Source organism: Reichenbachiella sp. (genome assembly GCF_033344935.1).
Classification (GTDB): Bacteria; Bacteroidota; Bacteroidia; order Cytophagales; family Cyclobacteriaceae; genus Reichenbachiella.
The window spans coordinates 4,614,497-4,639,734 of the sequence record NZ_JAWPMM010000001.1 but is presented as its reverse complement, the minus strand read 5'-3'; the positions used below and the strand labels follow the sequence as shown (position 1 = coordinate 4,639,734).

Annotated in this window: 23 protein-coding genes; 8 read left to right on the top strand and 15 right to left on the bottom strand. The window is 40.3% G+C overall.

The annotated features are described in order from the left end of the window. Positions 1–22: 22 nt before the first annotated feature. Positions 23–403, top strand: coding sequence for a DoxX family membrane protein (locus R8N23_RS19805; protein ID WP_318173342.1), 381 nt, complete (start codon positions 23–25; stop codon positions 401–403). Between the two features lie 76 nt (positions 404–479). Beyond that, the gene (locus tag R8N23_RS19800; RefSeq protein ID WP_318173341.1) at positions 480–689 is read left to right on the top strand and encodes a heavy-metal-associated domain-containing protein; all 210 of its coding nucleotides are present in this window, start codon (positions 480–482) and stop codon (positions 687–689) included. 915 nt (positions 690–1,604) lie between these two features. On the opposite strand, the gene glmS is transcribed toward R8N23_RS19800, so the two are convergent. From glmS to R8N23_RS19785, 3 genes are read right to left on the bottom strand one after another with little or no spacing between them, the layout of a single operon-like run. After that, positions 1,605–3,440: a glutamine--fructose-6-phosphate transaminase (isomerizing) gene (gene glmS, locus R8N23_RS19795; RefSeq protein WP_318173340.1), complete on the bottom strand. Its 1,836-nt coding sequence runs from the start codon at positions 3,438–3,440 to the stop codon at positions 1,605–1,607. Between the two features lie 6 nt (positions 3,441–3,446). Beyond that, positions 3,447–4,841, bottom strand: coding sequence for a DUF4270 family protein (locus R8N23_RS19790; protein ID WP_318173339.1), 1,395 nt, complete (start codon positions 4,839–4,841; stop codon positions 3,447–3,449). Beyond that, positions 4,834–5,646: a glycogen/starch synthase gene (locus R8N23_RS19785; protein ID WP_318173338.1), complete on the bottom strand. Its 813-nt coding sequence runs from the start codon at positions 5,644–5,646 to the stop codon at positions 4,834–4,836. Before R8N23_RS19785 ends, R8N23_RS19790 begins: the two co-directional genes overlap by 8 nt. A 117-nt stretch (positions 5,647–5,763) precedes the next feature. Here R8N23_RS19785 and panC point away from each other — a divergent pair, with 117 nt between their 5' ends. The 5 genes from panC (at position 5,764) to R8N23_RS19760 (ending at position 10,734) form a co-directional block, all read left to right on the top strand. After that, complete coding sequence (gene panC, locus R8N23_RS19780) at positions 5,764–6,621, top strand: pantoate--beta-alanine ligase (RefSeq protein WP_318173337.1); 858 nt, start codon at positions 5,764–5,766, stop codon at positions 6,619–6,621. Then, positions 6,618–7,631 carry a lysylphosphatidylglycerol synthase transmembrane domain-containing protein gene (locus tag R8N23_RS19775; protein WP_318173336.1) on the top strand — a complete coding sequence of 338 codons (1,014 nt, stop codon included), beginning with the start codon at positions 6,618–6,620 and terminating at the stop codon, positions 7,629–7,631. Before panC ends, R8N23_RS19775 begins: the two co-directional genes overlap by 4 nt. A 39-nt stretch (positions 7,632–7,670) precedes the next feature. Continuing rightward, positions 7,671–8,357, top strand: a complete 687-nt coding sequence (locus R8N23_RS19770; RefSeq protein WP_318173335.1) for a zinc metallopeptidase — start codon at positions 7,671–7,673, stop codon at positions 8,355–8,357. 193 nt (positions 8,358–8,550) lie between these two features. Next, entirely contained in the window at positions 8,551–9,690 is a 1,140-nt protein-coding gene (locus R8N23_RS19765) for an acyl-CoA dehydrogenase (protein ID WP_318173334.1), read from the top strand. 123 nt (positions 9,691–9,813) lie between these two features. Continuing rightward, positions 9,814–10,734 carry an AraC family transcriptional regulator gene (locus R8N23_RS19760; RefSeq protein ID WP_318173333.1) on the top strand — a complete coding sequence of 307 codons (921 nt, stop codon included), beginning with the start codon at positions 9,814–9,816 and terminating at the stop codon, positions 10,732–10,734. Here the strand turns inward: R8N23_RS19760 and R8N23_RS19755 are convergent. The 12 genes from R8N23_RS19755 to R8N23_RS19700 all read right to left on the bottom strand — a co-directional run bounded on the left by R8N23_RS19755 (position 10,720) and on the right by R8N23_RS19700 (position 22,274). Then, positions 10,720–11,484: a geranylgeranylglyceryl/heptaprenylglyceryl phosphate synthase gene (locus R8N23_RS19755; protein ID WP_318173332.1), complete on the bottom strand. Its 765-nt coding sequence runs from the start codon at positions 11,482–11,484 to the stop codon at positions 10,720–10,722. The two genes, R8N23_RS19760 and R8N23_RS19755, sit on opposite strands and share 15 nt — an antisense overlap. Then, positions 11,453–11,830: a hypothetical protein gene (locus R8N23_RS19750; protein WP_318173331.1), complete on the bottom strand. Its 378-nt coding sequence runs from the start codon at positions 11,828–11,830 to the stop codon at positions 11,453–11,455. The genes R8N23_RS19755 and R8N23_RS19750 overlap by 32 nt, the downstream gene beginning before the upstream one ends. Then, positions 11,817–12,176, bottom strand: coding sequence for a phage holin family protein (locus R8N23_RS19745; protein WP_318173330.1), 360 nt, complete (start codon positions 12,174–12,176; stop codon positions 11,817–11,819). The genes R8N23_RS19750 and R8N23_RS19745 overlap by 14 nt, the downstream gene beginning before the upstream one ends. Positions 12,177–12,230: 54 nt before the next feature. After that, entirely contained in the window at positions 12,231–13,664 is a 1,434-nt protein-coding gene (locus R8N23_RS19740) for an SLC13 family permease (protein ID WP_318173329.1), read from the bottom strand. Positions 13,665–13,666: 2 nt separating this feature from the next. Further along, complete coding sequence (locus R8N23_RS19735; RefSeq protein WP_318173328.1) at positions 13,667–14,860, bottom strand: M20 family metallopeptidase; 1,194 nt, start codon at positions 14,858–14,860, stop codon at positions 13,667–13,669. A 120-nt stretch (positions 14,861–14,980) separates the two neighbouring features. Continuing rightward, the gene (locus R8N23_RS19730) at positions 14,981–15,517 is read right to left on the bottom strand and encodes an SPOR domain-containing protein (protein ID WP_318173327.1); all 537 of its coding nucleotides are present in this window, start codon (positions 15,515–15,517) and stop codon (positions 14,981–14,983) included. A gap of 51 nt (positions 15,518–15,568) precedes the next feature. Continuing rightward, on the bottom strand, positions 15,569–18,916 hold the full coding sequence (secA, locus tag R8N23_RS19725; protein WP_318173326.1) for a preprotein translocase subunit SecA: 3,348 nt from the start codon (positions 18,914–18,916) through the stop codon (positions 15,569–15,571). A gap of 98 nt (positions 18,917–19,014) precedes the next feature. Continuing rightward, positions 19,015–19,785: a diaminopimelate epimerase gene (dapF, locus tag R8N23_RS19720; RefSeq protein WP_318173325.1), complete on the bottom strand. Its 771-nt coding sequence runs from the start codon at positions 19,783–19,785 to the stop codon at positions 19,015–19,017. Between the two features lie 106 nt (positions 19,786–19,891). Continuing rightward, positions 19,892–20,245 (bottom strand): 50S ribosomal protein L19, encoded by a 354-nt coding sequence (gene rplS / locus R8N23_RS19715; RefSeq protein ID WP_318173324.1) that lies wholly within the window; start codon positions 20,243–20,245, stop codon positions 19,892–19,894. A 102-nt stretch (positions 20,246–20,347) separates the two neighbouring features. Then, the gene (gene trmD / locus R8N23_RS19710; RefSeq protein WP_318173323.1) at positions 20,348–21,040 is read right to left on the bottom strand and encodes a tRNA (guanosine(37)-N1)-methyltransferase TrmD; all 693 of its coding nucleotides are present in this window, start codon (positions 21,038–21,040) and stop codon (positions 20,348–20,350) included. Further along, positions 21,030–21,560, bottom strand: a complete 531-nt coding sequence (gene rimM / locus R8N23_RS19705; RefSeq protein ID WP_318173322.1) for a ribosome maturation factor RimM — start codon at positions 21,558–21,560, stop codon at positions 21,030–21,032. Before rimM ends, trmD begins: the two co-directional genes overlap by 11 nt. Positions 21,561–21,566: 6 nt before the next feature. Beyond that, a complete protein-coding gene (locus tag R8N23_RS19700) occupies positions 21,567–22,274 on the bottom strand; it encodes a 30S ribosomal protein S16 (RefSeq protein WP_318173321.1) in 708 nt (235 codons plus the stop codon). A gap of 228 nt (positions 22,275–22,502) precedes the next feature. Between R8N23_RS19700 and R8N23_RS19695 the strand changes: the two genes are divergently transcribed. Further along, positions 22,503–25,220 (top strand): 2-oxoglutarate dehydrogenase E1 component, encoded by a 2,718-nt coding sequence (locus tag R8N23_RS19695; protein WP_318173320.1) that lies wholly within the window; start codon positions 22,503–22,505, stop codon positions 25,218–25,220. The last annotated feature ends 18 nt before the right edge of the window (positions 25,221–25,238 follow it).

The window sequence follows — 25,238 nt, the reverse complement described above, 5'->3', positions numbered from 1 at the left end:
ATAAAAATAAAACAAAAAAATTATGAGAACAAAAATTAATACTGGAGTCAGGGTCATATTTGGAGTTGCACTTATTGCATTCGGATCTGATAAATTTTTAGAATTTATGCCCCATGGTCATGTTATGACAGAAACCTTGATGAATGCTTTCATGGGACTAATGGCAAACAAGTTCATACTTCCTACAGTAGGCATTATAGAAATGTTGGTTGGACTTTCATTGTTGACCAACAGGTTTACAAACCTTTCTTTGTTGGCTTTATTCCCTATTAGTTTTGGCATTATAGCATTTCACCTGGCCGTTGACTTACCGGGTATTATACCAGGAGTAGCGGTGGCAAACTTGAATGTATATATGCTTTTTAGGAAAAGGAACGAGCTGGCAATTTTACTAAAGCCCTAAAAATCAATAGTGCTTCACTATCGAAGACCTTGGAAATTTGATTTATAAAAAATGTACAACAAATAAATAGATAATAATGGAAACGATAAAATTTAAAACCAATATAAATTGTGGGGGATGTCTAAAGTCAGTGACACCTCACTTGAACGAATTAGACAATATTGAGTCCTGGAAGGTCGATATCGAAAATCCCAATAAAATCTTGGAGGTAAAGCTAGAAAGTGGTGATGAAAAAACCGTAGTTGACGCAGTTATCAACGCGGGATTTGAGATTGAAAAAGTTTAGTTTACACTACCTTAAATAACGTTTAGCAGTTGGCCAATCTTTGTTCCGCAGGTTCAATCCATAAAAAACAAATTTGGCAAGTACCTGAAAGTTATGATACTGAACTTTTCATCTAATCTATCCTTCAAGATCTATCTAAAACAACATGAATATCTAAAATTTTAGGATACCCAAAAGGGGCATCTTTCATGCAGGTTTAATGCACAGCTCTCGCAGCACAACTCATATTCATGAATTAATTGACGCAGGATTTTTCAATTTGACCATAGAATTGGTTAACTAACTTATAAACAGGCTATTGCGGATTTTGTCTCATCTACACTTCAGAGCCCTCTAAGACTGGAAAGACCCTCAAGTATGTAACTGTTACGGATTTATCCAATTTTAGTGTAGAAGCCTAATAGGGTAATTCGACACCTTTGGTCTCCTTGTCCTCGAATTGAAACGACTATCTTTGGGCTTAAAATGTAAAGGAAGTTGCATTTGCAAAAAAAGGAAAGGCCTGTTAGAGCTTTTTAGTGACACGGGGTAATTTTACACAGTTCAAGTAAATTGGCCGCAAGAAGTAGCAAGCTCGATGTACAATAAATCCAGTTGGACCATTGAAGCCTATAAAAAGGTATTGGTTGATCCAGTACAAATCAAAGAATATTAGGAAACCATCAACCGTTTAGATGAAACATTATCTGAGGCAAACCTCTTCCGTGCAATTTTAAATTGTAGTTTTCATGAAAATAATGAAGTAATTGTCTGATGCGGGTTTTGTCCTTCATGATTGAAAATTCAAATTTTGAATTCTCTTAAGGCAAAAGAAGTCACTGGGATGCACAAACTTTATTATTTCTGCACAGTCTTTATTATTCCTGCACAAACTTTATTAACATAATCCAACAGGTGTTAATGATTTTGTGCATGTTATTCTACAGTTACAGATTTGGCTAAGTTTCTTGGCTGGTCCACATTACAACCTCTCATCACCGCGATGTGATAAGAAAGCAATTGCAAAGGAATAACCGATACCAAAGGCATCAATGCCTCTTCGCAAGCTGGCACTTCTATGATGTAATCAGCCAGAGCAGGTATCAAAGCGTCACCTTTAGTGACTACGGCTATGACTACACCTTTTCGTGCTTTTACTTCCTGAATGTTAGAGACTACTTTGTCGTATGAGCTGTCCCGTGTTGCAATAAATACAACCGGCATTTCCTCATCAATCAAAGCGATTGGGCCATGCTTCATCTCAGCAGCAGGATATCCTTCTGCGTGGATATAAGAAATTTCTTTCAGCTTGAGCGCTCCTTCAAGAGCAACTGGGAAATTATAACCTCGCCCTAAATAAATGAAGTTTTTGGCGTCTTTGAATCGTTCAGCAATTTTTTCAACCTCACTATTATTATCGAGTACTTCCTTTATTTTTCCTGGAATATTTGAGAGTTCAATAAGTAATTCCTTGAATCGGGTTTGTGTTATCGTTCCTTTTTGATACGCTACTTTTAAAGCAATCATAGTAAGAACAGATAGTTGTCCGGTAAAGGCTTTTGTACTTGCCACGCCAATTTCTGGTCCTGTATGCAAGTAGGCCCCTTCGTGAGTCACCCTAGAGATGGATGATCCTACTACGTTTACTATGCCTAAAATAATGGCACCTTTAGATTTGGCTAATTCAATGGCTGCCAACGTATCTGCTGTTTCACCGGATTGAGAAATCGCAATGACGATGTCTCCTTCGTGAATAACAGGATTTCTATACCTGAATTCTGAAGCATATTCTACTTCTACAGGTATTCTGCAATATTCTTCGAATAGATATTCAGCTACCAATCCCGAATGCCAAGAGGTGCCACAGGCTAAAACGATGATTCGCCTTGCATTAATAAGGGCTTGAGAGTACTCATAGATGCCGCCAAGGGTCAGGTTGCCATTGACTGCATCGAGGCGCCCACGCATGCTATCTGCGATAGAATTGGGTTGTTCGAAAATTTCCTTGAGCATGAAGTGCTCGTAGCCTCCTTTTTCAAGCTCTTCCAACTTCATTTCTACCTTTTGGATGTAAGGTGTTTGTTCTACATCATCGATATTGGTAATTCTGAAATCCTCTCGATTGACGATAGCAATTTCTCTGTCCTTTAGATAGACCACTTCATTGGTGTACTCTATGATAGGAGTAGCATCAGAAGCGATGAAATATTCTTTGTTGCCTACACCAAGTACCATGGGGCTGCCTTTTCTCGCCGCTATGAGCTGGTCAGGATTCTCTTCGTTTAGAATTACAATAGCATAGGCGCCTTCAACGGCATGGAGTGCTGATCTCACGGCTTGTTCCAGGTCACCGCCATTTTGTTTCTTAATGTCTTCAATAAAAGTGATTAATACCTCTGTGTCGGTATCACTTTGAAAGGTGTATCCTTTTGAAAGGAGCTGTTCCTTAATGGTATCATAGTTTTCTATGATGCCATTGTGTATGATTGACAAAGACTTATTGGCAGAAAAGTGTGGGTGGGCGTTTTTGTCATTTGGTTCACCGTGGGTTGCCCATCTGGTGTGGCCAATGCCAATGGATCCGTTTATGCTGACCCCTTCTACGGATGCCTCCAATTCGGCTACTTTGCCAGCTTTTTTATAAATCTTAAGGCCATTATCGTGTACTGAAATACCAGTACTGTCATACCCTCTATATTCAAGTCTTTTAAGTCCTTTAATTATCAAAGGGAAGGCCTCTTGATGGCCAATGTAAGCAACTATTCCGCACATAGGTTCTTATTCAGGAAGAGTATAATAAAGTTTTATTCTAAACCCATTTTTTTCATCAAATACGGAAAAATCAGGAGTGGTGATGTCCGTTGGCATTAGAATCGCATGATCTATTTCAAGTGTTTTGTTTTCAACCAATTGGCCAAAAAATGTAGGGATTCCTTGATAGGTAAGCGTTGTATTGTCAAGTTCAGTGGTTAAGACTTCAGATGTGCCTGATAAATATCCGTTGTCCGTAAGGATTGCGGTATTAATCAACTGATTTGCAACCAATCCTTGAGAATTAATTTTTGAGCCGTCTTCATTGTCAACGAACATAAACCTCAAATTTGACGCGTTATTATAGAAATCTGTATTTTCCTGAGTTTCAATAGCAAACTCCATCCTATTGACTTGAATATTTGGATTCTCATTGAAAAAATCGGTCAAAGCAGTTAAATCTACTTTAGGAAAAATGCCACTAGCTGGTTGCAAGTATACGTTTCCATCATTGACTAAAAACTTATTGTAATCTCCATTCTCGGCCATCATTAAGGATCCGCCCCTATCAGTAGATATTTGAGAATAGTATAAACCGCTGCCTCCTAAGGTTAAATCTAATGTTAGTGAATCCTGAAATAAGGAATCTTTAACAATGCCACTTTCCTCATAAAAATCTTGTATATGATAATGTACCTTAATTGAGGTGGAATCATTAGGGCTAATGCCGATGAGGGCTGTGTTTGCAGGATCTGGAACTATGGCAATACCTTTGTAATCATACCAAGTAGATGCGTTAAGACTGATGCTTGCATCTTTTACATACGCCATCATTTTTTCTCCCATTGAGTCATTAAGTCGAAAAGAGAGTAAATAGGTGCTGTCGTCTTCCAAATAGCCTATTTCTGATTCGCTTAAGTTAAAACTAAAAGAGCCCTCTGATGCGGAGGAGTTATAGGGAATGTTAAAGTCTGACAGATAAAAGGCTCCGGCAAATAAGGTGTCTTCCACTTGATAGATCTCAAATGATTGACTTGGTAAAATGTCATTAGAATGGACTTTTTTAATATCCATGTTAAAGACGATCGAGTCATACACAATGGGATCCTGGCCGTAATCCGTTAAGTCATCATCATAAATAGAGCTGCTTGGAATTGCTGTAAGAAAAGTCAATCTTGAATATGCAGTGCTAGTGGTCGTTCCAAAAATTGGATTAGAATTTTTACCAATCAACAACCTTACGTCGTTGCTCGTTCTAATACTGTCAATGCGCACATTAGATGCTTCCAATGGGATTTCTGTATATAAAACTTTAAGCCTTAGACCCTCCGGATCCAGTCCCAAGCCAATGTCATGGGCATCTTCACACGAAAAAATGGTTAGGGCTACGAGTATCAATAACCCATACCAGTTTTTATCCAACAAGTTCATTATATAAATTATAATAGGAGTCTAAAAAGTTGTCGTCTTTTTGAATGGTTTCTACTTTTTTGTCTTTCGGCGCCGAAGATATCAATTTGTCTATGATTTTGTTCGTCTCATTCTTAGACTTAATGACAGCATCAGCATATTCGATGCCTAGCTTTACAAAACCTTCGAAATCTTTTGTGTTGAGGTGCTCTAGCATACTCTCTTCTATGTCCATCATCATTACTTTGTTGATGAGGTCGCCTTCGAATTTGTGTTCAAATTCGTTATCGTATAAAGTAAAAACAGACTTAGAATCCTTGAAGATTGGGTCGTTTTTATACGTAGTTTTCAAATAAAGTGGGATCAAGCTAGTCATCCAATCATTACAATGAACGATATCTGGTGACCATCCCAATTTTTTAACTGTTTCTAATACACCTTTACAGAAGAAAATGGCACGTTCGTCATTGTCGGCGTGAAAATTCTCTTCTTTATCGAAAAAGACTGATTTTCTATGAAAGTAGTCTTCGTTATCTATGAAATATACCTGAAGTTTGGCGTTTGGAATGGAGGCCACCTTAATGATTAGCGGCTTTTCTTCATCACCTACGGCAATGTTTATACCCGAGAGTCTTACGACTTCATGCAGTCGGTTTTTTCTTTCATTGATCAATCCAAACCTTGGAACCAATATCCTAATTTCCATTCCCCTCTCCTGCATTGCCTGAGGCAACGCTCTCACAAAATCGGCTACTTCTGTGGTTTGTAGAAAAGGATTAATTTCACTCGCCACATATAGTATTTTGTACTTTGACATAAACCGTGTTTTTAGTTTGATAATTTCAAAATGACCACAAAATTACACTATTTTTGAATCATTTTCAACAGAGAAATGGAGTTTAGACGGATATAGTTGGCTGAGTAGCAGGAAATAATGGAAATAATTGACAGTATAGTTGAACTCCGACACTATTTGGATTCAAAGAGAGCAGAAAGGATGTCTATTGGTTTAGTCCCAACCATGGGAGCACTTCATGAAGGGCATGCTGAATTAGTGAAAGAATCTGTTCGAGCTTGCGACCTGACGGTTTGTAGCATTTTTGTGAATCCGACGCAGTTCAATAACCCTGATGACCTGTTGAAATACCCGAAACAATTAGAGAAAGACTTGGAATTGCTGACCATGGTCGGGTGTGATGTGGTTTTTATCCCATCAGTCGATGAAATGTATCCTGATCAAGAGAAGACAATCACCATTAACTTTGGCCAACTTGAGAATCTCTTGGAAGGTGCTTTTAGGCCTGGTCATTTTTCTGGAGTGGGAGTGGTTGTTTCAAAACTATTGAATGTTGCACAGCCCGATTTGGCCTTTTTTGGACAAAAGGATTTGCAGCAATTGGCGGTGATAAGAAAACTGGTGAAGGATTTAAATATTCAATCAAAAATAGTATCTGTCCCGACCGTGAGAGAAAAGAGTGGTTTAGCCATGTCTTCAAGGAATCTGAGACTATCTGAGAGAGAGGCAGTAGTGGCTGCAAATCTATACCGAGTGATTGACTCTGTTAAGACCAAGATTCTTGCTGGAGAGCAGGTGTTGTCGGGATTGACTTCTGCAAAAGTAGAGTTGGAGAAAATTGAGGGTATTGAATTGGAATATCTGGATATCGTTAATTCGGACACCATGAGTAAGGTAGAGGAGCTTTCAGAAGCCCTAAACATTTCTATTTGTATCGCGGCCTATGTTGGAGGTGTCCGACTGATAGATAATTTGTACATAAAACAAGAAAATTGAAGATTTCAGCAGTTGTAAAATATAGTTTTTCACTCGTTTTGGCAGGGGTTCTGTTCTACTTTGCTTTTCGAAATGTCTCCATCGATGAGTTTCTGGATAAAATATCAGAAGTGAATTATTGGTGGGTGATACTATCCATCGTACTCTCCCTAATGAGCCATTGGCTTCGTGCATATAGATGGAATTTGATGCTCAAACCTCTAGGGTATGAGAAACTATCTGATGGAAGAACATTTTTGGCAGTAATGACTGGATATCTGGCAAATCTGGCCTTTCCTAGATTGGGAGAAGTAACGCGATGTGGGGTGATGAAAAGGAGTGAAAAAATTCCAATGAGTATTTCTTTTGGAACAGTGATTACAGAAAGAACAATAGACTTCTTAATCCTTTTGTCACTCATCCTGCTGGACTTTATTATTGAGTTCGATCGTGTATATGAGTTTTTTATTACAGCCGTCGGCTGGGATACGCAAGTAGACCATACGATGAATATAATTCTAATTGCTAGTACGCTTATTTTTTTAGGAGTTATTGGAATTTTAATATTGAAAAAAATTCTTGAGCATGAGTTTGAAAATAGTTTGCTTCAAAAAATTCATCGCGTATTAACCGACATTGTCAATGGGTTGCTTTCTATTCGAAAAGTTCAGAACATCGGTGGTTTTGTAGTTTCCACTATTGGGATTTGGGTTTTCTACTACCTTATGAGCTATGTGATTTTCTTCTCCATTTCGGAAACTTCTGTATTAGGCTTTGGAGCGGGGTTGTCAATATTGGCAGCTGCTGGAGTGGCCATGGCCATGCCGGTGCAAGGTGGCATTGGGGCTTATCATACTTTGGTTAGTGGCGTGTTAATTATTTATGGAATAGAAGCCACGACTGGCTTATTTTTTGCGACGCTATTGCATACTTCGCAGTTGATTTGCATTTTGCTCTTTGGTGGGTTGAGTGTACTAGGAACTGTATTCGTCAACCGAAAAAGAAAAACAGAAATGGCGTTCGAATCGTAAAGTGTAATGAGGTAAATTGAACTATTAAATTATAAATAAATGTTGATCATATTTTTAGTCTTTTTTGTTGTTGGACTCTATGTCAGCAACAAGCTCAAAAGCAAGTTTAAGAAGTATTCTCAGATTGGCTTGCAGTCAGGTCTGTCTGGTAGAGAGATTGCTGAGTTGATGCTTCGTGACAATGGAATTACTGATGTGCAAGTCATTTCAGTAGAAGGTCACCTGTCCGATCATTATAACCCAGCTAACAAAACTGTCAACCTTAGCCCTGAAGTGTATGGTGGACGAAGCGCGGCAGCTGCAGCTGTAGCAGCACATGAGTGCGGTCATGCAGTGCAACATGCCACTGCATATAGTTTCTTGGAATTTAGATCGGCGATGGTGCCAATTCAAAATGTGAGTGCCAAGATTTTAAATTTCATACTCATAGGCATGTTCTTTTTCGGATTTGCCATGCACTCTTTTGGTTTAGAAACTATTTTCTTGGTGGTTGTAGCTGCTCAGTTTGTAATTACTCTGTTTTCCTTAGTCACTCTTCCGGTTGAGTTTGACGCAAGTAAACGAGCCTTGGCTTGGATAGATCAAAGAGGAATAGTGACAAGCCAGGAGCATGACATGGCCAAAGATGCTTTGCATTGGGCGGCTATGACTTATGTTGTTGCAGCTTTAGCTGCTATTACGCAGTTACTATATTTTGTCATGCTTTTCTTAGGAAGCAGGGACTAAGCCGAATAGGCACAAGATATTGTAAAGGATTTGAACGTTGTTCAAGTCCTTTTTTTATATATTTGTATGCATACATACTATTTTAATTCAGAATAATATGTTGAAAATGTGGCCATATAATAATTATTCAGAATAATGATTTGTATGGTAAAATTAATACGAATTATATTTTGCAACTAAAACAAATCCCAAAATGAATTTTGCATTGACAGAAGAACAATTAGCCGTAAGAGACGCAGCAAGAGAATTTGCTCAAACAGAACTTTTACCAGGAGTGATTGAGCGAGATGAGAAGCAACAGTTTCCTGCTGAGCAAATTAAAAAGATGGGCGAGCTGGGATTCATGGGAATGATGGTTGATCCAAAGTATAATGGAGGAGGTATGGATACCATATCTTATGTTCTCGCCATGGAAGAAATTTCGAAAGTAGATGCCTCTTGTTCTGTTGTCATGTCTGTAAACAATTCATTGGTTTGCTGGGGATTGGAAAAATTTGGTACCGAGGAGCAAAAACAGAAATACTTAACAAAGTTAGCAACTGGTGAGTGTATTGGGGCTTTCTGTCTTTCTGAACCTGAAGCTGGATCGGATGCTACTTCGCAAAGAACAACAGCAGAAGATAAGGGAGACCATTACCTGCTAAATGGCACGAAAAACTGGATTACCAATGGGAGTAGCGCTTCTTTTTACATAGTGATGGCTCAGACCGACGTGGAGAAAAAGCATAAAGGAATCAATGCTATAATCGTTGAAAAGGGAATGGAAGGTTTCACAATCGGGCCGAAAGAAAATAAGTTGGGTATAAGAGGATCTGATACGCATTCTTTGATGTTTCAAGATGTAAAAGTTCCAAAAGAAAATAGAATTGGTGAAGATGGCTTTGGCTTTTCACTAGCCATGCAAGTACTAAACGGAGGGAGAATCGGTATCGCTTCACAAGCTTTAGGTATTGCTAGTGGTGCCATGGAGTTGGCGGTGAAGTACTCTAAGGAGCGTCAATCGTTCGGGAAACCTATCTGTCAGCACCAAGGCATTCAATTTAAATTGTCAGAAATGGCGACTAATATTGAAGCCGCTCGTCTCTTGTGCCTACAAGCCGCAGCTAAAAAAGATAGAAAAGAAGACTTCGTAAAGGAGGCGGCAATGGCGAAGCTATTTGCCTCTAAGGTTGCAATGGAAACTACCGTTGAGGCGGTTCAAGTGCATGGTGGCTACGGATTTGTGAAGGAGTTTCATGTAGAAAGATTGATGCGTGATGCCAAGATTACGCAGATTTATGAAGGCACTTCAGAGATCCAAAAAATCGTAATTGCTCGAGAGATATTAAAATAGTATAAATAGTCCTCTGGTATTAATTTATTTATAATCTTTGTATTTATTATACATTATATTAGATTTATACAATAATACCAATGGAAATTAGCCTGATTCGAAAGGCTACTCCGAAATAATTCAATGGAGGACTACAATAAGATCATTGAATCTCTATCCGTAAGATTCATCTCAGCTAAGAATATTAATATTTTACAACCACTCACGGTTGAAAACTATTATGATGTAGAAAATGTGTTCATCTATGTGCACAAAGGAGAGGTGAGATTTGGGAAGGAAAAGGAGCTTGTAAAGGAGAATGAAATCCTATTCGTTCCCGGCGGGAAAATGGTGGGATTGTCCTATGGGAGTGGCAACTCTATGAACCTGTCTAATGATGACTTCATAAATAATAAGGAGAAATTTTTCCAGACCAGTGAGGAATTCAACCCAATGCCTGAACATGAGAATATCACCATGATCAACTTTGAGGCTAAGGTTTTTGATACCGTTAATTTCTTTGCTTCATTGGATATCCCAGCCTTCGTGATAAAGGGCAATCACAATCTGATTTCATTGGTAAAGCTGATTGTAACTGAAATTTATTCAAATACCCCTGGTAAAGCTAGAGTGGTGAATTTGGAAACGGATCACCTCGTGGTGGAATTGATTAGGCATATTCTCAACAAAGGATTATTTGTCGAGCAATTGGCTACTAATTCTACCTACTTCAAGGATCCTAGATTAATTGATATTTTCTCCTTTATCAAAGATAATTTACAAGAGGATTTATCTAATAAAGTATTGGCCAATGTAGCGAACGTATCAGAAGACTACGTTGGGCAGTACTTCAAAATGCTGACTGGTATCAATCCACAGGATTATATCGAATATCAGCGTATGGAAATGGCCGTAAATATGCTACGGACAACCAAAAAGAGCATCAGAGAAATTGGCAAAGAAGTAGGGTACAAGGATACAGCCTATTTTTGTAGAAGATTTAAAATGATGTTTGGTATACCTGCGGGGAAAATGAGAAGGAGAGAGACCCTAATGAACGTCTAATTTTTCGTTGATAGCGTTGATCCTGTCTGAAACCTGAATTAAAAAGTTTTCCTCTTTTTCAATTGCGTTTCCAATCACAATCATGTCGGCACCAGCTTCTAGTGCCTTGTTCACTCTACTGATCGAATTTAATCCACCTCCTACTACAAGTGGCACTTCAATAGATCTAGCGACAGTGGAAATAAGCTTCTGAGGAATGGGGTCTTCAGCGCCACTACCTGCATCCAAGTAAATCGTTTGCATGCCTAGCATTTCACCCGCCATAGCAGTACAGGCAGCAATTGTAGGTTTGTTGGATGGGAGAGGTACTGTATTGCTCATGTAGCTGGCTGAAGTAGGCGCACCTGAGTTCACAAGCATATAACCCATGGGGATGATTTCTAATTTACTTTTCTTTAGTACTGGAGCGGCAAGCACATGCTGGCCAATAAGGAAATCAGGATTTCTTCCTGAAATCAATGACAACAGAAAAATGGCATCAGCATTTGAATCTATTTGGATGTGATTGCCAGGAAATATGATCACGGGTATTTGACAATTCGACTTGATAACAGAAACCACTCTGGAAAAATTGTCGTTGGTCATCAAGCTGCCACCTACCAATAGGTAATCCACTTTATTTTCTACACAAAGATTAATAAGCCGCATCAGCTTCCCTAGATCGGTGGACTTGTCCGGGTCGATGAGTACGGCTAGAGATTTAAGCTGATTAGACTTTTTATCTTGAAGTTGATTCAGCAGCTTTTTCATTTTCAGTTTTTTTGCTGTTGGCTTGTGTGAATTTTTGTATCGCTAGTGGTATTAATTTCTGAAGGGCCATTGAGATCACTGATGCAGTAATAGCCGATGGCTTACTGGCAGCTACTTTGACCTTTTTCTTTTTGCCTTCTTTAGTTTTGGTCTCTGGAGCAACTAGTTTATACAAAATAGTTGCGGCTATAACTCCAGCACTTATCACGGCAAGTGTTTTTAAGGTGCTCTCTAATTTTGACTCAACTTCGTTAGCCTCGCCTTCCAATTCAGCCATCAATTGGCGCTCCTTTGATAAAAGTTCTTCTCTTTTCGATGGAATCAATTGGCTACTATTCTTCTTCATTTGATTTTTCTTTAGAAATGTTTTCCATCAATTTAGTTTCGAAGAAAGTTTTCAGTTTTCCTGATTTCAAAAGGAAGAATACCAAGAGTAAGAACAATAAATAAATCCCTGCTACGATTAAATATCCAATGGCTTCCTGCTCAAAGAATGAATTGAGATAATGTGCCAGCGCTATACTTAAGAAAGTAACCATCAAACCAGAAATAACTAAAATAACCAGATAGGCTATCATCTGCGCCAATACATTGGAAAGGTGCTCTGTTAGGTCTAGTTTGAATAGTTCGAATTTTACACGAATGTATTCCGTGAAAGTCTCCTTGAGTTTAGTAATCTTTAATATATCCACTTGCTATACTGTCGTTTATGGCATAAATATAAAGGATATCGTTTAGACGAAGGATTACTTGATCGAAGATAAAAACAGAGAAATATCTAAGGTCCATACGATCGGCATGACCACATACACCACGAATGTGATTAAAAGAATGGAGAGAATATTTAAGAGTACACCAACTTTAATCATATCCTGCATTCTTATGGTTCCAGCGCTAAAGGCGATAGCGTTGGGAGCCGTGGCTACAGGTAGCATAAAAGCACACGAGGCGGCTAAAATAGCACCTACCATTAGGTAATAGGGGTGAGCACCAATGGATACGGCTAATGCGGCTAAAATTGGTAATACCATGCTAGCAGTAGCAATATTGGATGTGATCTCTGTCATGAAATTGACAGCAGCTACGATAAGTAAAATCAAGAGAACAAGCTCTAAATTTCCCCAATGATTTAGCAAGTCGCCAATCCATGACGCTAAGTCGGTCTTGGCCACAGCATTGGCGATGGATAGTCCTCCCCCGTATAATACCAAAACTCCCCAAGGCACTTTATTCATCAATTGCCAATTCAGTAATTTGCCTCCTTCAGTATTCGGAATTAGGAATAGGCAAAGCCCTCCAAAAATGCCTATGGTTGTATCATTCAACCCGGGTATTAATGGATTGAGCAAGTGCGTTCTCGAAATCCAACAAAATGCTGTAAATGCGAACACAGCCAATACCCTTTTTTCTTCGGTGCTCATTTTCCCCAATTCGGCCAGTTTTTCCTGAATACCGGAATTGGAAATATTCATATCTGATGAGATTTTAAATGAGTATTTCGTAATGACCCACCAGGTAATTGAAATCATCAGGATAGAGAAAGGGAGACCTATCATCATCCATTCTAGGAAGTTGACCTCTACGCCAAAAGTGTCTTTGATGACACCTGCGAATACAATGTTGGGCGGTGTGCCTATTAAAGTGGCCATTCCACCAATAGAAGCTGAGTAAGCGATGGCCAATGGTAGTGCTTTAGAGAAGTTTTTATTTTCATCTAAATTGGCAATAACAGATAGCCCAATGGGTATCATCATTAAAGTCGTGGCTGTATTGGATATCCACATAGATAAAAAACCAGTAGCGATCATAAATCCAAGAATCAGACGACTGGGATTAGACCCCAAAAAAGAGATAATATTTAGGGCTATACGTTTATGGAGATTCCACCTTTCAATGGCTATGGCAATCATAAATCCGCCCAGAAAAAGAAAGATCAAAGGGTGGGCGTATGGGAATGTGGTAGACTTCATGTCCATAGCCCCTGTAACCGGGAATAGGACCATGGGCAATAAAGCAGTCGCTTCTATCGGGATGGCTTCAGTCATCCACCAGATGCCAACCCACGCAGTCGTAGCCAAAACAGCTCTGCCTTCAGGGCTTAAGCCTTCTAAGGGCAGGAGGAAATAAATAATAATGAATGAGGCAGGGCCTAAAGTTTTACCAATAAGCTTTCTGTCCATTGTCATTGAGCGTTTAACTCATTAATGGCCAGCCAAGCCATAAGTCCTGGACCGTGTGATAAAGCGTCTTCGTCAATGTCAAATGTAGGGGTGTGCACACCCGACACGATACCTTTTTCTTCATTTCGTGTACCCAATCGGTAAAAACAAGCATCTACTTCCTGAGAGTAGTAAGAAAAATCTTCTGCAGCCATCCAGATGTCCAAATCCACTACATTTTCTTTTCCTAAGTATGCAATGGCGGCTTGTCTGGCGCGTTCTGTAAGCTCTGGCTCGTTTTTCAAGAAAGGATAACCTACCTGGATATTGAAGTCGCACGAACCTCCCATAGATTCAGCCATGCCTTCAGCCATTTTCTTCATTTTGATGTGCGCTTCCTTCCTCCAAATTTCGTCTAGCGTTCTGAAAGTACCTTCAATTTTCACTTCGTTTGGAATCACGTTTGTCGCACCCATGGCTTGTACTTTGCCAAAGCTCAATACACTTGGGATTTTAGGAGCCGCCATTCTACTGACCACTTGCTGGAGCGCGATGATGATGTGAGAAGCGATCACTACCGGGTCTACATTGTGTTCCGGCAAAGCGCCATGTCCGCCTTTGCCCGTAACGGTGACGTATAATTCATCCGCACTAGCCATGTACATGCCTTTTCGAAACCCTACCTTACCAACAGGAACCAATGGCATTACATGTTGCCCAATGATCGCATGAGGTTTAGGGTTTTCAAGAATGCCTTCTTTGATCATCAAAGAAGCTCCTCCTGGAAACACTTCTTCTCCAGGTTGGAAGATAAACTTGATCGTACCTTCAAAATCATCTTTTACCTGATTCAGAATATTTACTGTGCCGAGCAAAGAGGAGGTGTGCACATCATGACCACAAGCGTGCATCACACCTTCGTTTTTTGATTTGTAAGGCTTGTTTGTGTCTTCGAAGATTGGCAGCGCATCCATGTCTGCTCTCAAGGCAATTACTTTTTTGCTCGGGTTCTTGCCTTCAATAATTGCTTCAATTCCGTTGCCTGCAATGCCTGATTTATATTTTACACCAAATTTTTCAAGTTGAGCAATCACGTATTTGGCTGTTTCAGTTTCCTGAAATGAAAGCTCTGGGTTGGCGTGCAAATGATGCCTGTTGGCGATGGTTTCCTTGTGAAGAGAAACAGAAAGGGTCTTTATTTTATCTAGTAGCGCCATGGATGAATTTTTGGTAATTTAATGAAATTCACCAAGTTGATTGAGCCTATTTGGGACAGTTAGAGTTTTTTAAAATCTATCTAAAGGAGCGTCAGTTTAATTGAAGGAATGACAAATGGATTACTCTTCAATTTTAATTTTTACTGGTACCAATACGGCTCTTGAAAAGTGTTTTTGCAGTGTAACAAAATCTGTATTTGCTTCCAATCGTGAATAGTATTCCCCAACGCGCACTTTGTAGTTGGGTTGGTCATAGCTCACTCTAGGACGCTGATCTTCTAGCACTTCGTATGTTTTAACCTTCACTTGATTGGCTTTGTCTCTGTTGTTGCCAGAATAAAGCTGAATCGAATAGCCATCCACATATTGAATGTTTTCTCGAGACTTTTTGATTCTGTATAAGACTGTATCCAATTCGGCTTTGATGTCATTCGTAGGCGTGACATATTCTACCGTCGGTGCAATGGCTTCTTCCGATGAAGTTTCCTCAGTCGTTGATTCTTCCTCCAGCGTATAAGAAGGTCGATAGATCGATAAATCTTCTTCATATACTGCGGGGCTCGTACTTGTAGATGCTGTAGGAGCACAAAACTGCAGAAGGGTAGCAATAGTGACTATTGGAAACACGAAGGTTAACTTTGATGCAATGGTTTTCAAAATACGAAATTTAAAATAACTGATCAATAACTCAAGGTACAAAGTCAGGACTTAACTTTCAACAATTACACATTTTCCCTGCGCCACGTCTGCCTCTACACTTTTGAATTTCACATCTTCTTTCAACGATCCATCAGCATATTGCGCAGTTACTCGATCGTTACGGCCATATACTTTTTCCGACTTGATTGGAGCTGTTTTTTCCACAGGTGCTGTGCGATTGTTCGCTGCTAATGCTGACCCACTGTCTGCTTTAGATTCACTATAGTTTTGAGCGGCTCTTTGCTGACGTGCTTCCTGGACCTCATCGGGCTCTTGTACAGCAATTTCTGCTTTAGTCAAGAAAGAAACCGTGTCTTCATTTACTCTTGCTAGGAATTGTTTGAACATTTCAAAAGCCTCGAATTTATAGATCAGCAATGGATCCTTTTGCTCGTGCACGGCCATTCTTACAGACTGCTTCAAGTCATCCATTTCACGTAAGTGCTCTTTCCAACTCTGGTCAATGATTGCCAAAGCGATCATTTTCTCCATAGCCTTGATCATCTCACGACCTTCAGTTTCAATAGATTTTTCTAACCCAGCTACTACGCCGATTTGTTTTTTACCATCGCTAAATGGAATCTGAACTTCTTTAACAGTGGCTCCTCTAGTCAACTGTATGTTTTTCAGTACAGGCAATGCTCTTTCACGCACCATCTTGTTTTTAGCGTGGTAGGCATCCAACGCTTCATGATACAATTTTTCACCTAATTGCTCTGCACTTTGACTGGCAAAGCCATCCTGATCCATTTTAGAGTCCATGCCTAAAATACCCAAGCAGTTTAGCTTCAAGCTGTCAAAGTCACCAGAGGCCTTGGCATTGGCTGCGATATCATCGGCCGTATCATAAAGCATGTTTAGGATATCAAGGTCCAATCTTTCACCGTAGAGTGCATTCTTTCTTCTAGCGTAGATTACCTCACGTTGCGAGTTCATGACATCATCATACTCTAGGAGGTTTTTACGCGTAGCGAAGTTGTTTTCTTCTACTTTGGTTTGAGCTCTTTCGATTGATTTGGTAATCATGCTATGCTGAATCACTTCGCCTTCTTCCAAACCTAAACGGTCCATAATTCTGGCGATACGATCCGAGCCAAAAAGTCTCATCAAGTTGTCTTCCAAACAAACGAAAAACTGAGAAGATCCCACATCTCCTTGACGACCAGATCGACCTCTTAACTGTCTGTCTACTCGTCTGGATTCATGTCTTTCTGTACCAATGATGGCCAAACCACCAGCAGCTTTAGATTCAGGGGTAAGCTTAATATCCGTACCACGACCAGCCATGTTGGTGGCAATGGTTACGGTACCGGGCTTACCAGCTTCCGCAACTACATCAGCTTCTTTTGCATGCTGCTTCGCATTCAAGACTTGGTGCTTGATGTTCTTCATAGTCAGCATTCTACTGATCAATTCAGATATCTCTACCGAAGTGGTACCTACAAGAACCGGCCTACCTGCTTGAGTTAATTCTACAATTTCATCAGCAACTGCATTAAATTTTTCACGGATGGTCTTATAGACCTTATCCTCCATGTCTTTCCTTTGGATCGGACGATTGGTAGGGATTACAATAACGTCCAACTTGTAAATCTCCATGAATTCACCGGCTTCGGTCTCCGCCGTACCGGTCATACCTGCCAGCTTGTGGTACATTCTGAAGTAGTTCTGTAACGTAATGGTCGCATACGTTTGGGTAGCGTCTTCGACCTTTACATTTTCCTTAGCTTCGATTGCTTGGTGTAGTCCGTCAGAATACCTTCTGCCGTCCATCACACGACCCGTTTGCTCGTCAACAATTTTTACTTTGTCATCGACTACAATGTATTCAGTGTCTTTTTCGAAGAGGGTATAGGCTTTCAACAACTGGTTCACCGAGTGGATTCTTTGCCCCTTTACGGAATAGTCACGGATCAGCTCCTCTTTCTTGTGAAGCATGTCGTTTTCACTCAAAGTAGTGTCTTGCTCTAGTTGAGCAATCTCTAATCCAATATCAGGAAGAATAAAGAAGTTTTGATCTTCTCCCTCGCCGGTAATTAAATCAATTCCCTTGTCTGTTAACTCGATGCCATTGGTTTTTTCATCAATAGTAAAGTATAAAGGCTCGTCAGCTTCTGGCATCAACTTTTGATTATCTGCCAGATAAATGTTTTCTGTTTTTTGAAGAATCTGACGAATGCCTGTTTCACTCAAAAACTTAATCAAAGGCTTGTATTTAGGGAGCCCTCTAAATGCCCTGAATAGCGCTAGCCCACCTTCATTTTCATTACCCTCTGCGATCAGTTTCTTGGCTTCGTTCAAGAATTGAGAAGTGGTCTTGCGTTGTGCACCTACCAACTTGCTAATTCTTGGTTTTAGTTCGTAGAACTCATGTTCGTCACCTTTAGGAATCGGACCTGAGATGATTAATGGTGTTCTGGCATCATCAATCAAAACAGAATCGACCTCATCGACCATAGCAAAGTGGTGTTTGCCTTGCATCAGCTCGTCTGGGTGACGGGCCATATTGTCTCTTAGGTAGTCAAAACCAAACTCATTGTTAGTACCGTAAATAATGTCGCTTTCGTATGCAGCTTTTCTCTGCGGAGTACTCGGTTGGTGCTTGTCGATACAATCGACTTTCAATCCATGGAATTCGAAAAGTGGCGCATTCCATTCCGCATCCCGTTTGGCTAAGTAGTCATTTACAGTAATAACGTGAACACCTCGGCCAGATAATCCATTCAAGAAGGCAGGAAGCGTAGCTACTAAAGTTTTACCCTCTCCCGTAGCCATCTCGGCGATTTTACCTTGGTGTAGTACGACGCCGCCAAGAAGCTGGACATCGTAATGAACCATATTCCAAACCACGTCTTGACCGAAGGCTTTCCATTCATTGCGCCAAGTAGCGGTTTCGCCATTGATTTCAATGTGCTCTTTGGTGGCTGCAAGCTGCTTGTCCATCATGGTCGCCTGCACGGTCAATTTTTTATTTTCGGTTAGTCGTCGAGCGGTATCCTTTACGATAGCGAATGCTCTTGGGAGTATATCTAGAAGTTTTTCTTCTAGTTGCTCATCTCTTTGCTTCTCGAGCGCATCAATTTTATTAAAAACGGTTTCTTTTTCAACAATATCAAGCTCAGGATTGTCTTCTACTTGTTGGTGCAATGCAGCCATTTCGTCATCAATAGACTTCAAATGTGCAGCAATTTCTTCCTTAAGTTCCTGAGATTTGCCTCTCAACTCATCATCTGAAATTTGGGCTAATTTCTCATATTCACCATTGATCAAATCCACATAAGGCAAAAGCTCCTTTAAATCCCTGTCAGCCTTCGTTCCAAATACTTTGGCTATGCCTTTTGTAATAATATTTAACATGAATATTTACGTTTTTAATGAATCGGTAAATTTAATTTCTTTTTTGTTCTAGACGTGAATCTGAGAGGGGTATTAGCAAAAAATGAACCGCAAGGTTTTTATATGTCAAACTGACCGACAAAAACTTGCTCAGCCGGGCCGATCAACCAGATGTTTGTAAAGGAAGTATCATTTTTTTGTTCAAAACGAACTTCTAGTTTCCCGCCTTTGGCTTCAATAGCAATTGGACTCTTCAATCCTTTGTCGGCTGCAGCGAGCGCAGAAGCAGTGATGCCTGTGCCACAGGACAAAGTCTCGTCTTCAACACCTCTTTCGTATGTGCGAACGAAGATCGTATTCTCTGCTTTTAATTCAACAAAGTTGACATTCGTGCCGTCTGGTTTGTAGGTATCAGAATACCGTACTTCAGCTCCCTGAGCATAAACATTTTGTTTGTTTGCGTCTTTTACAAATTCTATATGGTGAGGCGAACCATTGTTGAGGAAATAGTGCGAATTAAACTTCTCTGGACAATTCTGATCCCGCATGTGTAAATGAACGATTCCTTCTTTTATATCAGCTTCGTATTCACCATCTATGGTTAAGAATTTTGTATGATTTCCGATCACGCCTAGAAAATTGGCGAATGCTACGGCGCATCTGCTGCCATTCCCACATAAGCTTTGACTGCCGTCTGCATTGAAGTACACCATTTCGAAATCAAGAGATTCATGATTTTCGATGAGTATGAGGCCGTCAGCTCCAATGCCGAATTTACGATCGCACATTTTTGCCACTAATGAGGTGTCGTGTGTGAATATTCCTTCGCGGTTGTCGATCATCACGAAGTCGTTGCCAGTGCCTTGGTATTTGTAAAAGGTGATATTCATTCGCTATTCGGAATACGTGAATTATCAGATTAAGTCCACAAAACTAGAAACAAAAAAAGTCCCGATTGATAGATCGGGACCCTTTAAATATTTTGGTGAGCGAGGATTAAAGTTTTTCTTTAATTCTAGCTGCTTTTCCTTTTCTACCTCTTAAGTAGTATAGTTTCGCTCTTCTCACTTTACCTTTTCTCAACACCTCGATTTTCTCGATGTTAGGAGAAAGCATTGGGAAAATTCTCTCTACTGCGATACCGCTAGAGATTTTTCTTACTGTGAAGGTTTCGCCATTAGAGCTAGGGTTTTTGATTTGTAAAACAGTTCCCTGAAACTGCTGAATTCTTTCTTTATTACCCTCTTTGATCTTTACGTGAACATTCACGGTATCGCCAGGGTTGAAAGATGGCATTGCTGCTCTCTTCTCTTTGTACTCGTCTTCGATTAATTTAATTAAGTCGCTCATTTTATTAGCTTTATATGCCCTTCCAAAAATCGGACTGCAAATATAGAAATTTATTTTTTAAATAATTCAAGGGCATTCAAAATAAAATTGAAATTCCTTTGATCAATCTTCGGAACCTGATCTATTGAGTAAATCAGGCCTTTTCGCCTTGGTTCTTTCTACTTGTTGGTCGAATCTCCAAGCTTCAATTTTAGCCTGATGCCCAGATGTTAGCACTTCCGGCACTTTCCAGTCCTTGTATTCTGCTGGCCTCGTGTAAACCGGAGGTGCAATCAAGTCATCTTGGAAAGAATCTGTAAGTGCTGAAGTTTCATCGTTCATTACCCCAGGTAAAAGTCTGATGACAGAGTCAGCCACCACTGCTGCTGCCAATTCGCCTCCAGTGAGCACGTAGTCGCCAATACTGATTTCACGTGTCACCAAATGCTCACGAACTCTTTCGTCTACGCCCTTATAATGTCCGCAAAGTAGGATGAGGTTTTTCTTAAGGCTCAATTCGTTGGATATACCTTGAGAAAGTGTTTTTCCGTCAGGACTCATATATATAACCTCATCATAATCTCTTTCGGATTTGAGTTTGGCAATACATTTATCAATAGGTTCGATCATGAGCACCATACCGGCGCCACCGCCAAAGGCGTAGTCATCGATTTGATTATGCTTATTGATTGCATAGTCACGAAGATCATGGATGTGTATTTCGGCAAGACCTTTTTCTCCAGCCCTTTTGAGGATGCTTTGGTCAATCAGGCCACTAAACGTAGCAGGAACACATGAAATGATATCAATTCTCATCTTCAAGGTATATGTCTATAAGACCATCTGGTATTTCCGCATCGATTCTGTTGTTTTCAATGTCCACTTTTGTGATGATTTCATCTTTAATAGGAATTAATATTTCTTTTTCCTGATGAATAACAGAAATGAGTTCTTGTGGGCCAATTTCAAACAACTCCTTGACCTGCCCTAGATGAGTATCTCGGTCATATACGTCCATACCTACTAGTTGATGTAAATAATATTCGCCGTCCTTCAGCTCAGGTAATACATCTAGTGGTAAGTAAAGTTGACAGGCAACCAAAGACTTGGCTTGTTCTATATCATCGATTTCTTCAAATTTTGCAATGGTCTTAGCAGAATTGATCTGAAGATGTTCAATGAAAAATGGAACCAACGAATCGTTCTGTTGAACGAGCATTGATTCCATTTCTTGATATGCTAAAGGATCGTCAACATCTAAAAAGAGCTGAACTTCACCTTTTAAGCCGTGGGTCTTGATTACGTGACCAATCTGGTAGCAATCATCAACCGTCATAATAAATTATTCAGCGGCTTTATCTTCTTTTTTAGCTTCTTCAGCTGCAGGTGCTTCTTCCTTAGCTTCTGCTGCCGGAGCTTCTTCCTTCTTCTCCTCTACAGGAGCTTCTGGAGTTGCTTCCGCTGCTGGAGCCTCTTCAACTGGAGCTGCTGCCTCTACTGCTGGAGCCTCCTCTGCAGGAGTTGCTGCTTCCTCAGCTGGCGCTGCTTCAGCTTCTGCTTCCGCCTTTGCTGCTGCTTCCGCTTCATCGATTGCTAATCTTTTCTTAGCGATCTCTTCTGCTCTAGCTGCATTTACTTTAGCTTCAGCTTCTAGCTTAGTTTTGTTCTCAGCATCCTTAGCTTTCGCTAATGAATCTACTTTGCCTTGAACCTTAGCTTCTTTCTCATTCATCCATGCTTCGAATTTCTTGTCAGCATCTTCTTGAGTGATTGCGCCTTTGTTAACACCTACTTGTAAGTGTTTCTTGTACATCACACCTCTGTATGAAAGGATTGCTCTTGCTGTGTCGGTAGGTTGTGCACCGTCCATTACCCATTTAAATGCTCTTTCTTCATCAATGCTGATGAAAGCAGGATTTGAGTTTGGATTGTACGAACCTAACTTTTCGATAAATCGGCCATCACGTGGTGCACGGGCGTCTGCTACGACTACATCGTAAATTGCCTGTTTTTTTCGCCCTCTTCGGGCTAGTCTAATTTTTACTGCCATTTTATATGGTATAGTTTAAATGTTGTGGATCACGTCCACTTGTATTAAAAAGTCCGCAAATGTAGCGCTTTTTTATTTATTAAATAAATGTGAGCCAAATAATGAGCGAGTTGAAAATGAAAAAGGCTTGTTATGTTCATAAATCAAATATAATCGGATACACGATTATACGGTTTTCAATTGTTAAACAAGCCTGTTATATTTGTGCCAGCAAAGATAAAATTAACAATGGATAAATATTCTTATATCGCCAATGCACATAGTGGAGTGATTGACGATATGTACCAATCTTACAAAGCCGACCCGGATTCTGTAGATGTTTCTTGGCAACGATTTTTTGAGGGCTTTGAGTTCTCTCTACAAAAGTATGGCGAAGAGGGTGGTGATACAGCCAGTGGAGTTTCAAGTAAGGAACTAGCTGTTCGCGACCTTATTCATGCTTACCGCTCGCGTGGTCATTTAAAATCTAATACGAACCCTGTCCGACAAAGGAAGGACAGAAGAGCTCTTCTTGAAATCGAAGACTTCGGGTTGACTAAGGAGGATTTAGATACTGAATTTGAGTGCGGTAGCATTATAGGTATTGGAAAGGCTTCATTGAAGAAGATTGTTGATTCTTTAAAAGATATATATGAGGGTACTGTGGGCTTTGAATACATGTATATTCGAAAGCCGCATATCCTTGAATGGTTCAAAGAAAAAGTGGAGAGAGAAGCCCTCAACTTTAACCCACCACTCGATGAGAAAAAACAAATTCTCTCCAAGCTGAATGAAGCTGTTGTTTTTGAAAACTTCCTTCATACTAAGTATTTAGGACAAAAGCGATTTTCCCTCGAAGGAGGAGAAACCACTATTCCAGCCTTAGACGCAGCGATTAACAAAGGCGCTGAACTAGGTGTTCAGGAAGTGGTCATGGGTATGGCACACAGAGGCCGGCTCAATGTGCTTGTAAATATCATGGGTAAAACCTATGAGCAAGTATTCAACGAATTTGAAGGCGGCTACGTGCCAGACCAAACGATGGGAGACGGTGATGTGAAATATCACATGGGCTTTTCATCTCAGGTCGTAACGCCAGAAGGACATACTGTTGATCTAAAATTAGCACCGAACCCTTCTCACCTGGAGGCAGTAAATCCAGTAGTAGAAGGTTTCGCTCGAGCGAAAATTGACAGCTTGTACGGCAACGACAATTCTAAGATCATGCCGATTTTGATTCACGGCGATGCTGCGATAGCTGGGCAGGGCATCGGTTATGAACTCGTGCAAATGTCGAAGTTGGATGCCTATACCACGGGTGGCACGATCCACTTTGTTATCAACAATCAGGTAGGGTTTACAACGGACTTTGATGAAGCAAGATCTAGTATCTACTGTACAGATTTGGCTAAAACTGTAGATGCGCCAGTGCTACACGTAAATGGTGATAATCCTGAAGCTGTAGTATTCTGCATGAAAATGGCTGTTGAATATCGTCAGAAATTCAAGAGAGACATATTTGTGGACATGGTATGTTATAGACGTCATGGACACAACGAATCAGATGAGCCGAAATTCACTCAGCCTTCTTTATACAATCTGATTTCGAAGCATGCGAACCCAAGGGAAGTTTATAATAAGTCGCTGATCGATAGAGGAGACATAGACGCGGGATTGGCGAAGTCTATGGACAAAGAATTTAAAGCTATGCTTCAGGATCGTTTGAATCAGGTGAAGCAGGATAAGTTGCCGTACACATTGCAACAAAGCGAAAAGGAATTCTCAGAAATGAGACTTTCAAAGCCAGAAGATTTTGATCAGTCGCCTGATACTTCGATTTCATTGGATGCAGTGAAGAAAGTAGGCGAAGCAATGTCTAAAGTGCCGAAAGGTTTCAAGGCATTGAAGCAAATCGACAAAGTGCTGAAGCAGCGCAAGGAGATGTTCTTCGACAAGAAAGAACTCAACTGGGCTTCTGCAGAGATGTTGGCTTATGGGTCTTTATTGTTAGATAATAATACCGTAAGGATTTCTGGTCAGGATACTAAGAGAGGTACATTCTCTCACCGTCATGCCGTAGTTCGTGATATGAACACCAACGAGCCTTATAGCTTCTTGGATCACATAGACGGATGTGAAAAAGACTTCAAAATTTACAACTCTCTACTTTCCGAGTTTGGTTGTTTAGGATTTGAATTTGGTTATGCCATGGCAGATCCGAATGCCGTAGTCATATGGGAAGCGCAATTTGGCGATTTCGCAAATGGTGCCCAGGTGATGGTGGACCAGTTCATCTCATGTTCTTACACCAAGTGGAGAAGGATGAATGGTTTGGTGATGCTATTGCCGCACGGCTACGAAGGACAAGGGCCAGAGCATTCGAATGCCAGACCTGAAAGATATTTACAGTTGGCATCAGGTAACAATATGTATATCTGTAACCTCACCACGCCAGCCAACTACTTCCACATGATCAGAAGACAATTGGCCATGCCATTCAGAATGCCATGTATTTTGATGTCACCAAAGTCTCTGTTTAGACATCCATTAGTAATGTCTAAAATGGATGAGTTTACCAAAGGGAAATTCAGAGAGGTGATTGGCGACGACTATGCGGATCCTAAGAAGGTGAAGAAGGTGTTGCTATGTAATGGAAAGGTTTATTTCGATTTGCTCGAAAAGCAACAAGCGGATAAGCGTAAAGATGTAGCGATCATCAGAGTGGAGCAATTACACCCATTCCCTAAGAAGCAAGTAATGGCTGAGTTGAAAAAGTACAAGGTAAACATGGTATACTGGGTACAAGAAGAGCCAGAAAACATGGGTGCTTGGTCGTTCATATTGAGAGTATTCAGAGAAGTGACCAAAGATGTGATTTCACGTAAAGCGGCCGCATCTCCAGCTACGGGATACGCCAAAGTACACAAGCAAGAGCAAGAGGCTTTAGTTGAGCAGGCTTTCTCCTAATAATTCAAACGAGACTTA

Coding starts and splice junctions, on each gene's coding strand:
- R8N23_RS19805 (WP_318173342.1), top strand. CDS start 23: ATGAGAACAAAAATTAATACTGGAGTCAGGGTCATATTTGGAGTTGCA.
- R8N23_RS19800 (WP_318173341.1), top strand. CDS start 480: ATGGAAACGATAAAATTTAAAACCAATATAAATTGTGGGGGATGTCTA.
- glmS (WP_318173340.1), bottom strand. CDS start 3,440: ATGTGCGGAATAGTTGCTTACATTGGCCATCAAGAGGCCTTCCCTTTG.
- R8N23_RS19785 (WP_318173338.1), bottom strand. CDS start 5,646: ATGTCAAAGTACAAAATACTATATGTGGCGAGTGAAATTAATCCTTTT.
- panC (WP_318173337.1), top strand. CDS start 5,764: ATGGAAATAATTGACAGTATAGTTGAACTCCGACACTATTTGGATTCA.
- R8N23_RS19770 (WP_318173335.1), top strand. CDS start 7,671: ATGTTGATCATATTTTTAGTCTTTTTTGTTGTTGGACTCTATGTCAGC.
- R8N23_RS19765 (WP_318173334.1), top strand. CDS start 8,551: ATGAATTTTGCATTGACAGAAGAACAATTAGCCGTAAGAGACGCAGCA.
- R8N23_RS19760 (WP_318173333.1), top strand. CDS start 9,814: ATGGAGGACTACAATAAGATCATTGAATCTCTATCCGTAAGATTCATC.
- R8N23_RS19755 (WP_318173332.1), bottom strand. CDS start 11,484: ATGAAAAAGCTGCTGAATCAACTTCAAGATAAAAAGTCTAATCAGCTT.
- R8N23_RS19750 (WP_318173331.1), bottom strand. CDS start 11,830: ATGAAGAAGAATAGTAGCCAATTGATTCCATCGAAAAGAGAAGAACTT.
- R8N23_RS19740 (WP_318173329.1), bottom strand. CDS start 13,664: ATGGACAGAAAGCTTATTGGTAAAACTTTAGGCCCTGCCTCATTCATT.
- R8N23_RS19735 (WP_318173328.1), bottom strand. CDS start 14,860: ATGGCGCTACTAGATAAAATAAAGACCCTTTCTGTTTCTCTTCACAAG.
- secA (WP_318173326.1), bottom strand. CDS start 18,916: ATGTTAAATATTATTACAAAAGGCATAGCCAAAGTATTTGGAACGAAG.
- dapF (WP_318173325.1), bottom strand. CDS start 19,785: ATGAATATCACCTTTTACAAATACCAAGGCACTGGCAACGACTTCGTG.
- rplS (WP_318173324.1), bottom strand. CDS start 20,245: ATGAGCGACTTAATTAAATTAATCGAAGACGAGTACAAAGAGAAGAGA.
- trmD (WP_318173323.1), bottom strand. CDS start 21,040: ATGAGAATTGATATCATTTCATGTGTTCCTGCTACGTTTAGTGGCCTG.
- rimM (WP_318173322.1), bottom strand. CDS start 21,560: ATGACGGTTGATGATTGCTACCAGATTGGTCACGTAATCAAGACCCAC.
- R8N23_RS19700 (WP_318173321.1), bottom strand. CDS start 22,274: ATGGCAGTAAAAATTAGACTAGCCCGAAGAGGGCGAAAAAAACAGGCA.
- R8N23_RS19695 (WP_318173320.1), top strand. CDS start 22,503: ATGGATAAATATTCTTATATCGCCAATGCACATAGTGGAGTGATTGAC.